The sequence below is a fragment of the Paenibacillus sp. FSL R7-269 genome (genome assembly GCF_000517865.1).
GTDB lineage: Bacteria > Bacillota > Bacilli > Paenibacillales > Paenibacillaceae > Paenibacillus_AQ.
Window position 1 is genome coordinate 34421 of record NZ_ASPS01000065.1, and the last position, 12233, is coordinate 46653.

Genomic DNA, 12233 nt, shown 5'->3' on the forward strand with positions numbered 1-12233 from the left:
CTCCTGAATAAATTTTATTCTTATTGAACCTCATTGAAGGTATTCATAATATACAGCGAATGCTCAAACCTCCGGTACTCCGATCCGATCAAAAAGTTGCCTAATCCTATTACGGACGATTTTTAAACTTCTTCATATCCTCTTTGGGTGGAGCGCCAAACATCCTGGAGTACTCCCGGCTGAATTGTGTCGGACTCTCATAACCCACCTGATAAGCAGCATCCGCTGCGTTCTCTGACCCGGATAGTAAGAGGCGGCGGGCTTCCTGAAGCCTTAGCTGTTTTTGAAATTGAATCGGGCTCATGCCGGTGATTTCCTTGAAATGCCTATGGAACGACGGAACGCTCATCTTCGCAAGTTGCGCCAGATCTTCAATGCGGAATGAATCTTGATAATGATTCAGAATGTGCTCGATTGCGTTTTTAATATGAACGCTTGGACTCCCCTCCGTTACAATTTGTCTTAAGGAGTCACCATGTTCACCGTACAGTACCTTGTATAGAATTTCTTTGGCAAAAAGCGGCGCCAGCCCAGGAATATCTTCGGGTGTATCGAGCAGACGAACCAGCCTCACCACAGCATCTAACAGGGGAACATCCAATTCGCCAACACTCATACCGCGTCTGGATGTTCCTCTGGAGTTCCCCTTGAGTGCATCATCGCCTACTAGTTCTAAAATATGGCCGGGCGTAAATTCAATTTTACAGGTTAAGTTGGGCACTTCGGGCGTTGCTTCCAGCACTTCGGCAATGATCGGCAGATCCATAGAGGCTACAAGGTAGTGTGGCGGACCATACCGGTAGCGCTCTGTACCAATGACTATATCCTTTAGACCTTGAACGACGATACAGAGTGAAGGGTTGTTAAGCTTGTAGGGAGGTTCAGTCTCGGTGGAATGGTAAGGAATAGAACAACGGGAAAAGCTGAGGGACGAAATTAATGTAGAGTGAGGACCATCTATAGGAGTATGCCGATCCACGAGCTCCGCAAGCTCTTTTTGCAAATAATCATTAAGGTCAAACATACGGTTCCTCCTGTGAAGGCTTTATCTTTAGGTCTATGTAATGTTCATCATGATAACCATTCCTTGTTATTCGCGTACCTTATTTTAACATAGGAATGTGAAAAGCTAATAACAGAAACCCCATCAACCTTTTGCCGCATCAACAACTGCTGTATGCAAAATAACCCCACAAAGTGGGGCTTTAGCGTAGGTGGTGACTCAGGTACTTTGCGGGGACCCCAAAACATATAGATTCTTATCTATCAAAAAAAGAGCTACTCTCGTAGCTCCCTCACAAAAATTATTCTGGCATGATCCAGACAATCTCACAGATTCGTACGAAAAACTTCTTGCCCCTGATATCCAATACAACGTGGTCTGGCTTGACTTCCACTAAGCAGCCGCTAATCCCTCCGCGAGTGGTTTCGAGCACTACCTGTTTACCTTTTACAGACATTAAGGTTTCGACTACGTAGGGATCAATAGGATAGACCATGATGGCTTGCGGCATTTGTTGCTGCATGGGATACATTTGATTATTCAGCACTTTGTTACCTCCCAAATGGTTATACACCATCCTATGCTAATGCCCACTTCAAGAGCTGGGCGGATGCCCATACAATAGCGAATTCCTTAATCATTATTAAATGAAAAATGGAAGCAAGTACAAAGCTGTAATGGCACCAAAGGGTATTGGTCTTGGATAAAAGCGGCGGCGCGGGTAGAAACCCGGATAGTATCCGAATTGTCTGTAAGTCGTTGCGTTAGCAGGCATTCCGTTCATCTGGCCCATCATTTCATTTGTGGGAATGGCCAGTACAACGTTGTTCTGATCGATATGAGCAATAAACCCGTCGTGAGACTGACCATCCGTTGTCGTAATGCCGACATACTTATTCATACAATTCCAGGCAACTTGTTGATAATTCGTTTCCATGGGTAACCTCCTCAAATACTATCTCGTCAACAGTCTATGGACTTTAACCTATATCCATCACGGCATATGCCCATAGCACACAAAATTCTCACGGAAGGACCGATGCAGATGTGAGCTGGTTGAGCAGATCTTGCAGAAATTTGCCATAGCGGAGGGGACGATCTATCCGTTGTTAAGAAGGCTGGCAGCAGATGGGTTATTCTCGACCTATTTATCCGAATCGGAGGAGGGGCCGCCCCGGAAGTACTATAAGATTACCGCTGAGGGAAGGAGAGTCATGCACGACATGATTGAGGAATGGAATGCTTTTGCCATAGGGGTCCAGGAGATTATTAAGGGGGGATCGGATTGAATAAAGAGGCCTATCTGAATGAATTGGCACGGTATCTGAAGCTGCTTCCTCCTGAGGAATGTGCTGAGCTAATGGGGGAATTCCGGGAGCATTTCGAGTGTGCCCGGTTAAGCGGACGGTCTGAGGCAGAAGTAATCTCCAGGCGGGCCATCCCCGGTTGATCGCGCGCGAATTACTGACCCAGTCTCAGATTGAACAAGCAGACAAATTCCCAACGCTCTTAACTGTAACGAAGGCGGTTATGGCAACGGTGAGCTTAGGATTGTTCAACTTGGTTATCGTTCTGCTGCCTTTTATCACTTCCCTAACGGTGATTGCCAGGGTATTCGTCTTTGCCATTTGCCTGCTTATTTCTCCGATTCTCTTAATGCTTCAGTATCGGTCGGTTGCTCTGTCTATCAATAGTATATTTCTGATGCTGGGCCTGGCCGGTGCGGGACTACTGGTAGCGATTGGAACATTAAAGCTCACCCGGCTGTATTACCATCTTGTGATCCGGTATGCAGGGTTTCATTCCACCAGACGGGACTGTAGCGTCTGCAAGCAGTACTTACGGTGGGAAGACACCTGACAAGGCAATAGATTCGAATTTAGAAAGTTTTTGGAATAGTAATGGTTATCAGGGTACGCTGGAAATGAAATTTCCTGAAGAAATTCATCTTGATTTTGTTCAGTTAGCGGCTTCCGCAATGCCTAGGGCAAATATCTCTTATAAATTGTATGGTTTGCAATCTAACTCTTGGGTGGATATTTCTGGAAATGCAACTAGAAGTGTGGAGAATTATCTGAATAAAACCTACACAATCCTTGATCCATTTACAGTAACTCCCGGAAAGTATAGCGGTATTAGAATAGAATGTACTGGAAGTGGTACTTGGATTGCTATAAATGAAATTACTGTAGGTACTCTGACGCCTGAACCAACTGCTGTACCAACAGCGACTTCAGAGCCGACGCCTACCGTCACACCAGAACCAACCGTTGAGCCAACACCAACAGTAACACCGTCACCGACTCCAGAGCAGCCTACAGGTAACCGGGCAATCTTGGTCGTAACGATGAATACTGGGCTTGAAAAAGAATTTGATCTTCCAATGTCTGAGGTCAATGCCTTTTTAAGTTGGTACGACGCATCCTCAGGATCAGCCCGGTATGGAATTAATAAGCACGACAATAACAAAGGGCCATTTACTAGCCGCAAAGATTATGTAATCTTTGATAGAATACTTACTTTCAGTGTAGATGAGTATTCAGCGGAATAATTTTTTCCCATAACAACCCTGTAAGTAATGGCAGTTTATTTTAAGGAAAGTTTTCCTTCCCATATACATAATGTTACAAACGGATTAATCTATTCTTATGAATAATGAAAAATATCAGTACAGAGATACTTACTTTACCGTAGGGAATCCAGTGTTTTTGTGGGTCGCCGTATTTGTTCTGTTGGTGCTAATTTTAATTTTGCTCCTGTTAATCAAGAAATATCGGAAGAAAAGGAAGTGAGGTTGCTTTAGTATAGGCGATATTGATTTGATTTTAAAGCATACATAAAATAACCCGCCGGGCTTTTGCCTAATGGGTTATTTTCTTTTTTTAATTTATGAAAAGAGTTTGTAATCCTTCATCTCATCATACTCCCAAGGAAACAGCCTGTTAATTGACAATGCAGTTTGTGCCCAGTCATCCTTAGCACATTCCGAAATTCTAACTTGAATACAATCTTTAATGGCTTTTAAGTTGAATTCAGGAACTACCAGAAAACCACGACAAATTATAAATGGTCTGGTACTAAGAAAATCCGCGATCCCTTGAGCAGTCCCAACTGTAGCATAGAATTGATCAGCACCAGAGACGTCTGCAGGACCAATGTCTAGAACTAAGGATATGCAGAAATCTCCGGTCACATCTCCTTCAGCAAAAACATGAACATTCTTTAGTTCTGGAATTATTGCCATTATAAACTCCTTTCAACCAAATACAGAACTAAGCACTGTATAGCCGGTAGGGTAGATTTTCATTAATTTGCTCTCCATCTTGCAGGCCTTAGCTATCATTTCGTCTAACTCGCTTGCTGCAAAATCCTCATCAATGATAGATTCCATTAGATTAGTGTATTCCTCTGCTAATTCCTTATCTTCGTTTATTTGGTTAACAGTATCTTCGTAGTCAGACAACGACTTCTCTAACCGATCTCCAATATGGAGCAGGTCTTGACGATCACGTTTCTTTTTCGCGTCATACAGAATTTTCCGCCAATCCTGCCACCAATTAATAAGACCACCACAAGTAGTACCCACCATTTCTTACTATTCATAGATCCCCCTAAATTTATGTAATTAACCAAAATCATTCTATCAAAATGTGGTAATATTTACTATGGGATTAAATAAACTTTAGTATATAGTGTGGACAACGAATCATGGGGTCGGGAGAAAAAATAAATATAAAAGTACCCTCTAAAATTGATACTAAGGAATTAAATAAAACATCTTATTATTTAGTGGTTTTCAATTCTAATATGATTCAAAAAAACAGATTGAAGAAAATAGAGGAATCAAAATAATCTTTGGATATTTAATGCTTGTGAAGGTCAGAGTGGTTGCAAAGCCGGGGTATGCTATTATAACGAAGAGTTAGGTAATGTTAAGTAATAAGAATTAATTTAGCGGATTTCTTGAAGATAGATCGTAATTCTTCAATTCATTATTATTAATTATTTGAGGTGGTTTCATGATTGTGTTGAAGAAAAAAACTTACTGGATCACTACTTTAATAATTCTGATACTCTCGTTAATGAAACCTATCTCTATTGAACACTCAAATACAGCGTACGAATATAAATTTGGAGCCTTGTTTCCATTTCTTAGCCTTAGACTAAATGATTTTTCTTCTGGATATCAAGATATTTTCAGTATATCTGCACAGGCTCAGAGTTATGAGTTGAACATTATTTCATTAGTTGGTGCTTGTTTAGTTTGCTTTCTCATTTCCTATGTACTAATAAAAATTGCTATAGCACTTTTTGGAAAAAAAGCTAACTAGGATTAGTTACACTAGCCGCCAACTCCATCCCGTGAGTTTGACCATACAAGTCTAACAGCGCTTCTAATTCGTCGAATTGCTCTGCTGAAAGCCGGTCCTTCCAAACCTCTATGATGTCAGATGTCCTTTTTTAAAAAATAGAGTACTGAGGGTCATTGGGTATGATATTTTCATCGGGATGCAAGTTGCCGTGATACAGGCTCTCTAGAATACTGTCCACTTGCCCATCTCCTTCATTGTTAAAGTACTTTGTGTTCAACAATAAAAGATAAAAACTGGTAAATCTACGGAGTATACTTTACAGAAGGATGGAATTGTTTTCTGAATCTTTCAACATCAATATTTTTAAAAGGAGGTGCCCATGAAAAAGAGAAACTTACTCCTTTCATTCGTTCTTCTATTTGTTATTGCCTACATCGCGTTCGGGGCATGGATATCGCATGATACCAAGATCATATTAGAAGAAGCGATGAAGAAGGACGCTGATATGAATTACATGAGTCCATCAGCATACAGCAAAATAAATCCTGTTGAACGCGGGATGGCATCTGACGGTTTTGAGTATCATTCAAGCTCTCATCATATCGGTTTTGTATTGCCGCTGCACTACTTCGCAGGTGCAAAAGTATATGTGACTCAGAAATATGATGATGATAATTTTGCATTCAAAGAACCTGTTCAGCTAACGCTGAAATTGAAATCCGGGAAGTGGTACGCGACAGAGGTATCTATTCAGCCTTAACAGAAACAAGGGCTCCAGCTCATCAGAACTGGAACCCTTTTTGTTTTCCTCAGCACGGCAAAACAATCTCAAATTCAGTGCCTTGCCCGATTGTCGAATGTACCTTAATTTCCCCACCGTGTGCTTCGACGATGGTCTTGGCGATGCTCATGCCGATGCTCATGCCGAGCCCGGAGCCGTATGTGGATTCCTCGGTATTGGTTCCGCGGTAGTAGCGGTTGAATAAATGATGCAATGTCTCCTCGTCCATCCCTTTCCCATTGTCGAGTACCCGTATGCAAGCTTTGTCATTGACTCGGATAAGAGTGACAGTAATGGTTGTGCCCGGTGGACCACAATACCCGCCTCATAGTTATCTGGAGACTGCTGGATGGCCAGAATGTCCAGGGGCCGATATACCTTTTGTACATACGTCTGATCGCCAATGCCTTGTACAGTGTTACTCTCAGAATCAAGAACTTGCAGATAACGGCCAGTCTCCTGAAGCTGCTGTTCCAAAAGGGGAACGGCTTCACTCCTCACCATGCCCTGTTGTCCGTAAGCGTTGAACCACGCTGTGAGCTGGTCCAGGTCAGGGGTTGGATAGCCAAGCACATATAAAAGCGGGTCCGGGAATGAGAAGTTCAGTTGCGTCTGTACATCATAAGCCCCGAGTCTCCGTGTCTCTTGAATATCGAGAAATTGAGCGGTGGACTAGGAGGCAGTCAGTGCAGGATAGGGTGCTGTGTTAATGCTGTAGACTACTTCTCCTTCTGCACTAACCACCTGCAGCCACATCACTTTCTCCTCGATAAGCTTGTTCCACTGGGAGAAAATGCGAAGCTTCCCGTCTTTGTACTGGGCTTCTTGGGATATCTGCTCCAGGACGCCGAACAGAGCTCCAGCCCGCTGCCGTCGGGAAGCATAATGTCGAGCAGGACAATATCGGGGACCACGCGTTGTACCAGGCTGATAGCTTCAGCACAAGTGGAAGCCCCATATAGTTGTTGAAAGCCTTCGCGTCGAAGCACCATTTGCAGCATGGTGATGATTGAAGGCTCGTCGTCGATGATAGCGATTTTAATCGCGGATAGATTTGGCATTTTTTCACCCTAGTTCAAAATAGCATAGTTATCTTAACAGAACCTAAACAGCGGGCACAAAATTAAGCAAAAATACAGCGGTTCGTTTAAGTTCCGTTCCGGCGGGGTTGGTAGGATAGGTCTGAGCAACACATTCGAGCTTCGATGAGAAGAGTAGGAGGAAAATAGCATGAGTAAAAAAGGTCACGATCAGGGGAATGGCAATGAGTAGTCCATCTCTGTCTGAAAAACCTCACAGCCGGCCTGGTTGGCCGGAGATCCTAACTGCACTGTCCCTCTATATGATCGGCGTTGTTATCCTTGGGGTCTGGATGCTTCAAATTCCTGATGAGCAAGCCATCCTGCGGATTAATATCGGAGGTGCAGCCAATGGTCTGATTGGCTTCCTGGCTCTGTTTGCAGCTTACACTCTGCGGATTCGCAATTTCCATGCTTTCGGGTTTCGGATGACGGAGCGGAAATGGCTGCTGGTGGCGGTTGTCATCGGGATTACCGCGTTCGGGGGATGTTTTGTGATCGAAGGGATCTATTATCACTTTATTACCGAGATCAATACCCAGGCAGACTTCCAGACGGCAGCGCAAGGCGGTCCGCGCTCCATGTTTATTCTGCTTATCACCGGGGCCATCCTCACGCCGCTAAGCGAGGAATTTGTCTTCCGCGGCGTCATTGCCAATGCCCTGAACCGTTATGGCCCCTGGGCCGGAATAGCGGGCAGCGCTGCAATCTTCGGCGTGGTTCATGGATTCACCGTTATCCTGTTAGACGCATTCATGGTCGGTGTTCTGGTTGCATACCTGTTCCGCAAGACAGGTTCCATCTGGCCGGGAGTTGTGGTGCATATCGTGTATAACAGCCTCAATCTAATCTATTATTCTACGCTATCCCTATAATCTGACAGGTTATTCCTCCCGTATGGAAGTGATACTATGAATTGGGGCGTTCTTATAATTCATTCCAACAAGGAGACGACATGCTTACTTCAAGAAAATATACCGAATTTGATCTGATCAGGATTCCATTGCGGGTGATTCCGGTGCAGACGGTGGCGGCGGTGGGGTATATGCTGGTGGATGCCTTGATGCCTGCGTATCAGACGCTGGTGATGGCTTATTTCATTAATACGGCGACCCATATTGTGAATGGCCGGGCGGAGTATTCGTTAATCTATAGGCCGCTTGCGCTGATTATGGGGTATGTGATTGTCACTCATCTGCTCCCCAGCCTGATGCAGCTCATTGAGCTGACGGGGCGCAACCGGCTGAATGTGCGGCTGAAGCGGGAGATGGTGCTCAAGCGGGCGCGGCTTGCGTATCAGCATATTGAGAATAAGGAGACTTCGGATTTAATCCATAGGGTGTGCGGAGATCCGGTGGGTCATTTCATGGGCGGGTTCAACAATATGATGAGTGGGTTGAATCTGCTGATTGGGACCGCTTCGCTGCTTGTGATTGTGATGTCGTCCACGTTCATTACGGGGCTTGTGATTGTGCTGGTAGCGGTGCCTCTGTTCTATATCGCCATGAAGACGGGCAAGGCGAATTATGTGCTGGGGATGGAGGCGCAGCGGATACGGAGGAGGAGTGCGGATCTGGCGCATATTTTGACCAGCCGGGAGGATGCGGAGGAACGCACGTTATTCGGGTATAGTCCGGCGCTCAGGGATCGGTACGATAAGCTGTATGATCAGACGTACGCGGTGGAGAAGAAGATACAGATCCGAAGCTTCTTTCATCTGAAAAGCGGCTCGATCATTGCCCTGCTAATCGGCATCATTATAGTGGCCTTGCTGCTGCCTGCGCTGCACTTGGGCGAGCTAACAATTGGCCTGTACATTTCGCTGGTGACCGCGATCTTCAGCCTCGTGCAGAGGATGTCCTGGCAGTTAGCCGAGACGATGCAGGAGCATGCGCGGATGAAGGCGTATCTGAAGGACTTCTCTGCATTTGCCGGACTAAGTGAGAAGACGGATGCTGCTGCTCTACCTGTGGAGTTGGGCGGCTTCGTCTTTCAATCGCTGGAATTCAGGCAGGTGAGCTTCCGCTACCCGGATACGGAGAGATACATATTGAATCAATGCTCGTTCACCATGGTTAGCGGGAAGAGCTATGCCATTGTCGGGGAGAACGGGGCCGGTAAGTCCACCCTGATCAAACTGCTCACCGGGATGTACGATAACTACGAGGGAGAAATCTACATTAATAATAGGAATCTGCGGGAGTACAGCTACCCGGAGCTGAAAGGCATCATCGCGGTGGTCTTCCAGAATTACGCCAGGTATGCGCTGACGATTCAAGATAATGTCCGGCTGGGGAATATCCTGAGGCTGGATGAAGAGCGAATCCGTCACAGCATAAGCAAGATGAATCTGGATGGGATGGTCCAGGGTCTGGAAGCGGGTCTCGATACATATGTCGGCAAAATCCAAGAGAACAGCCTGGACCTCTCCGGCGGGCAGTGGCAAAGGTTGGCGATAGCCAGACTGTTGTACTCCAGCTCTGCCATCCATATCATGGATGAGCCTACGGCTGCCTTGGACCCCATCGAAGAGAGCCGGCTATATGAAATGTTCAGCAGCATCCGAGCAGACCGGTTCACCATATACATCACCCACAGGCTGGGTGCTGCGAGAATCTCGGATGAGATCCTGGTGGTGCATAGCGGGCGGATTGTGGAGCAGGGGTCTCATGAGCAATTGATGGACATTCCGGACGGGATATACGGGGAAATGTTCGCCAGCCAGAAGTCGTGGTATGAGGCAGAGGGTAAGGTGCAGCATGGATAGAATACAGGGGCAGGGATTCCTGAGGAACGGGGTCAGATGCTTACGGCTTTTATTCCGGGTCAATCCCGGGATGTCTTACATGTACATCGGCATTGCCTTGCTCCAGGCAGTCTCCTGGGTGCTGCAGGTGTTATTTATGCAGAGATTTTTGGATGCGGCTGCTGCCTATGCTACGGACCGAATAGACTTCAAGATGATTCTCTTTTCCTTGGGTACGCTGGCCCTTATGTATCTGTTCTATCATGTCATGGACGGACTCGGGAACTGTTATGAGGAGATTTACGGGCTAAGCGTGGGCAAGCACCTGAACCTGATGATTTTTAGGCGAGTAGATTCGTTACAGGTCTCTGAATTTGAGAATACGGGGCGGCTGGATTATATCCACAAGGCTGTGAACGGGAGCGGCAAGCTGATCTGGATCGGAACAACTTTACTGGATATTCTGTTCTACTATACGACTTACTTCGTGTTCATCGGGTGGTATCTGTTCACGCTCAAGCCAGTGCTTGCGCTAAGTATTGTCGTCGTATTTGTACCAGTGATGCTCTCTCAATGGGTGCTGATGTCAGCATTCAAGAATCTGGAGGCGGCATCTGCCCCGATCCGGCGGGAAAATGAGTACTATGAACAGTGCTTGACGGACAAAGTGTATCTATCAGAGACCCGGCTGCTGGGAGCTACTGCATTTTTCGAGAATTTGTATACCTCTGCCCTGCAACGGTTGAACGCTATTGTACTTCGGACGCAGGTACGCAAGCATCTCGTTCAGCTCATTCTGAATATAGTGACGGTTATGGGCTACGGCCTGATCGTGTATATGCTGTTTGTGTCTGTGATGAGGCAGGAGATTTCGATTGGAGCTTTTGCGGCGGTGCTGGCTTCGATTGGCAGTCTGTACCGGTTCATGAACAAGCTGATCACCGAGAGAATCGCCTGGGCTACGGAGAATATCGGCTCTACAGAGAATTTCCTGGATTTCATCGATGAGCCTGTTCAGAGGACCCACAACCTGCCAAGGCCCGCAGACAGTGATATTGAGCTAAAAGCTGTCCGGTTCCGCTATCCGCTGGCGACCCGCAATGCGGTGGAGGAGATCGATCTGATCATTCCGAACAAGCAGACGCTGGCGATTGTAGGCGAGAATGGAAGCGGGAAGACCACGCTGTGCCGCATCATTATGGGGTTATACCCGCCAACGGCAGGAGAAGTGTGGTACGGGAACGTGGAGGCTTCGCGGATTAGCTATGAGCGAACGTCGGCTGTTTTTCAACATTATCGCAAGTATAATGAGACCATCCGGGAGAATGTGCGGATCAGCCAATATTCGAAACCAGCAGATGTCGCAGTAGTATCCGTGTGTGTGGAGGCCGGGGTGCTTTTATCCGGTGAAGGGGTTAAGGAAGGGCTGGATACGATGCTGGGACGCGAGTTCGGCGGCACGGATCTATCCGGCGGTCAGTGGCAGCGTGTAGCGATTGCGCGCGGATTGTTCCGGGACAGCGACTGTATGATCTTGGATGAACCTACGGCGGCCATCGATCCTCTGGAGGAGACCCGTCTGTATAACGGCTTCGCCGCCCTGTGCCGGGATAAAACCGCAATCCTCGTCTCCCACCGATTAGGCTCTGTGAAGCTCGCGGACCGAATTCTCGTGATGAAGGACGGACGGATCGTGCAAGACGGCACGCATGAGAAGCTCATGAGCACGGCGGGCGAGTACCGGACGATGTATGAGGCGCAGCGGAAGTGGTATGTGTAGGGGAAGGGGACACAGGCTTAACCCGTACTTTTTCAAAACCTCCCTTTTGGAGTTCGTTATAGTTCCCGTGTGTGTATTTTATGGTGTCTCCAGCGTTGTGTATAAGGGCCAGGGGCTCGATGATTTCAAGGGTCAGATCGTCTGTTCTAGCCGTATCTAACGCATCTGCATTTTCAAACTTTAGATAATTGGCATCTACTGAAACGGTTTCTATTAAATACGAATCGGGTTGTGAAGTTGCTGATTGGGAGTCTGTTTGCCTCAAGTAGACACCAACCATAATAGGAAGAGCAGCCAGACCTGCAATTATGAAACTTCTTGTTCTACGGTTGATCATCACTTCATCTCCCTATTCAGATCCTTTATACTAAAATTATACCCTATCTCATGTATTATGCCTGTTACCTGCTTGATTAACTTGATAGTGAGTGCCATGGAATGAAACCGATTACATCAGAGTAAAGCCTGGATTCAAAGTGGGGAGGAATAGCAATAAATGGTTTACTAATACAGAGCTAAACGATAAGATGA

At 46.3% G+C, this 12233-nt stretch carries 17 protein-coding genes; 9 read left to right on the forward strand and 8 right to left on the reverse strand.

Going from position 1 to position 12233, the window contains the following annotated elements; translation table 11 throughout:
- Positions 1-109 precede the first annotated feature (109 nt).
- The 3 genes from C162_RS26135 to C162_RS26145 all read right to left on the reverse strand — a co-directional run bounded on the left by C162_RS26135 (position 110) and on the right by C162_RS26145 (position 1940).
- Complete coding sequence (locus C162_RS26135; protein WP_036699356.1) at positions 110-1024, reverse strand: AraC family transcriptional regulator; 915 nt, start codon at positions 1022-1024, stop codon at positions 110-112.
- Between the two features lie 280 nt (positions 1025-1304).
- On the reverse strand, positions 1305-1535 hold the full coding sequence (locus C162_RS26140) for a YuzF family protein (protein ID WP_051493946.1): 231 nt from the start codon (positions 1533-1535) through the stop codon (positions 1305-1307).
- Between the two features lie 111 nt (positions 1536-1646).
- The gene (locus C162_RS26145) at positions 1647-1940 is read right to left on the reverse strand and encodes a hypothetical protein (protein WP_036699357.1); all 294 of its coding nucleotides are present in this window, start codon (positions 1938-1940) and stop codon (positions 1647-1649) included.
- Between the two features lie 115 nt (positions 1941-2055).
- Between C162_RS26145 and C162_RS26150 the strand changes: the two genes are divergently transcribed.
- The 4 genes from C162_RS26150 (at position 2056) to C162_RS37685 (ending at position 3554) form a co-directional block, all read left to right on the forward strand.
- Positions 2056-2292 carry a PadR family transcriptional regulator gene (locus tag C162_RS26150; RefSeq protein WP_051493940.1) on the forward strand — a complete coding sequence of 79 codons (237 nt, stop codon included), beginning with the start codon at positions 2056-2058 and terminating at the stop codon, positions 2290-2292.
- A complete protein-coding gene (locus C162_RS37380) occupies positions 2289-2453 on the forward strand; it encodes a DUF1700 domain-containing protein (RefSeq protein WP_162174495.1) in 165 nt (54 codons plus the stop codon). The genes C162_RS26150 and C162_RS37380 overlap by 4 nt, the downstream gene beginning before the upstream one ends.
- On the forward strand, positions 2450-2863 hold the full coding sequence (locus C162_RS26155; protein WP_036699358.1) for an HAAS domain-containing protein: 414 nt from the start codon (positions 2450-2452) through the stop codon (positions 2861-2863). Before C162_RS37380 ends, C162_RS26155 begins: the two co-directional genes overlap by 4 nt.
- A gap of 64 nt (positions 2864-2927) precedes the next feature.
- Positions 2928-3554: a hypothetical protein gene (locus C162_RS37685; RefSeq protein WP_442792475.1), complete on the forward strand. Its 627-nt coding sequence runs from the start codon at positions 2928-2930 to the stop codon at positions 3552-3554.
- Between the two features lie 336 nt (positions 3555-3890).
- Here C162_RS37685 and C162_RS26160 read toward each other — a convergent pair whose 3' ends face one another.
- Entirely contained in the window at positions 3891-4247 is a 357-nt protein-coding gene (locus C162_RS26160) for an Imm8 family immunity protein (RefSeq protein WP_036699359.1), read from the reverse strand.
- Positions 4248-4259: 12 nt separating this feature from the next.
- The gene (locus C162_RS26165) at positions 4260-4592 is read right to left on the reverse strand and encodes a hypothetical protein (protein WP_036699360.1); all 333 of its coding nucleotides are present in this window, start codon (positions 4590-4592) and stop codon (positions 4260-4262) included.
- A gap of 436 nt (positions 4593-5028) precedes the next feature.
- Between C162_RS26165 and C162_RS26170 the strand changes: the two genes are divergently transcribed.
- A complete protein-coding gene (locus C162_RS26170; RefSeq protein ID WP_156949713.1) occupies positions 5029-5334 on the forward strand; it encodes a hypothetical protein in 306 nt (101 codons plus the stop codon).
- 130 nt (positions 5335-5464) lie between these two features.
- On the opposite strand, the gene C162_RS37690 is transcribed toward C162_RS26170, so the two are convergent.
- Complete coding sequence (locus C162_RS37690) at positions 5465-5554, reverse strand: DUF6809 family protein (RefSeq protein ID WP_442792476.1); 90 nt, start codon at positions 5552-5554, stop codon at positions 5465-5467.
- Between the two features lie 141 nt (positions 5555-5695).
- Between C162_RS37690 and C162_RS26175 the strand changes: the two genes are divergently transcribed.
- Positions 5696-6076, forward strand: coding sequence for a hypothetical protein (locus C162_RS26175; RefSeq protein WP_036699362.1), 381 nt, complete (start codon positions 5696-5698; stop codon positions 6074-6076).
- 49 nt (positions 6077-6125) lie between these two features.
- Here the strand turns inward: C162_RS26175 and C162_RS26180 are convergent, their stop codons facing one another.
- Both C162_RS26180 and C162_RS37085 read right to left on the reverse strand, forming a co-directional pair.
- A complete protein-coding gene (locus C162_RS26180) occupies positions 6126-6392 on the reverse strand; it encodes a sensor histidine kinase (RefSeq protein ID WP_084649050.1) in 267 nt (88 codons plus the stop codon).
- A gap of 460 nt (positions 6393-6852) precedes the next feature.
- Positions 6853-7158, reverse strand: coding sequence for a response regulator (locus C162_RS37085; RefSeq protein WP_036699365.1), 306 nt, complete (start codon positions 7156-7158; stop codon positions 6853-6855).
- A gap of 203 nt (positions 7159-7361) precedes the next feature.
- Between C162_RS37085 and C162_RS26195 the strand changes: the two genes are divergently transcribed.
- The 3 genes from C162_RS26195 (at position 7362) to C162_RS34680 (ending at position 11702) form a co-directional block, all read left to right on the forward strand.
- A complete protein-coding gene (locus tag C162_RS26195; RefSeq protein WP_036699366.1) occupies positions 7362-8051 on the forward strand; it encodes a CPBP family intramembrane glutamic endopeptidase in 690 nt (229 codons plus the stop codon).
- Between the two features lie 80 nt (positions 8052-8131).
- Positions 8132-9943, forward strand: coding sequence for an ABC transporter ATP-binding protein (locus C162_RS26200; protein WP_051493941.1), 1812 nt, complete (start codon positions 8132-8134; stop codon positions 9941-9943).
- A gap of 79 nt (positions 9944-10022) precedes the next feature.
- A complete protein-coding gene (locus tag C162_RS34680; RefSeq protein WP_051493942.1) occupies positions 10023-11702 on the forward strand; it encodes an ABC transporter ATP-binding protein in 1680 nt (559 codons plus the stop codon).
- Positions 11703-12233: the final 531 nt, after the last annotated feature.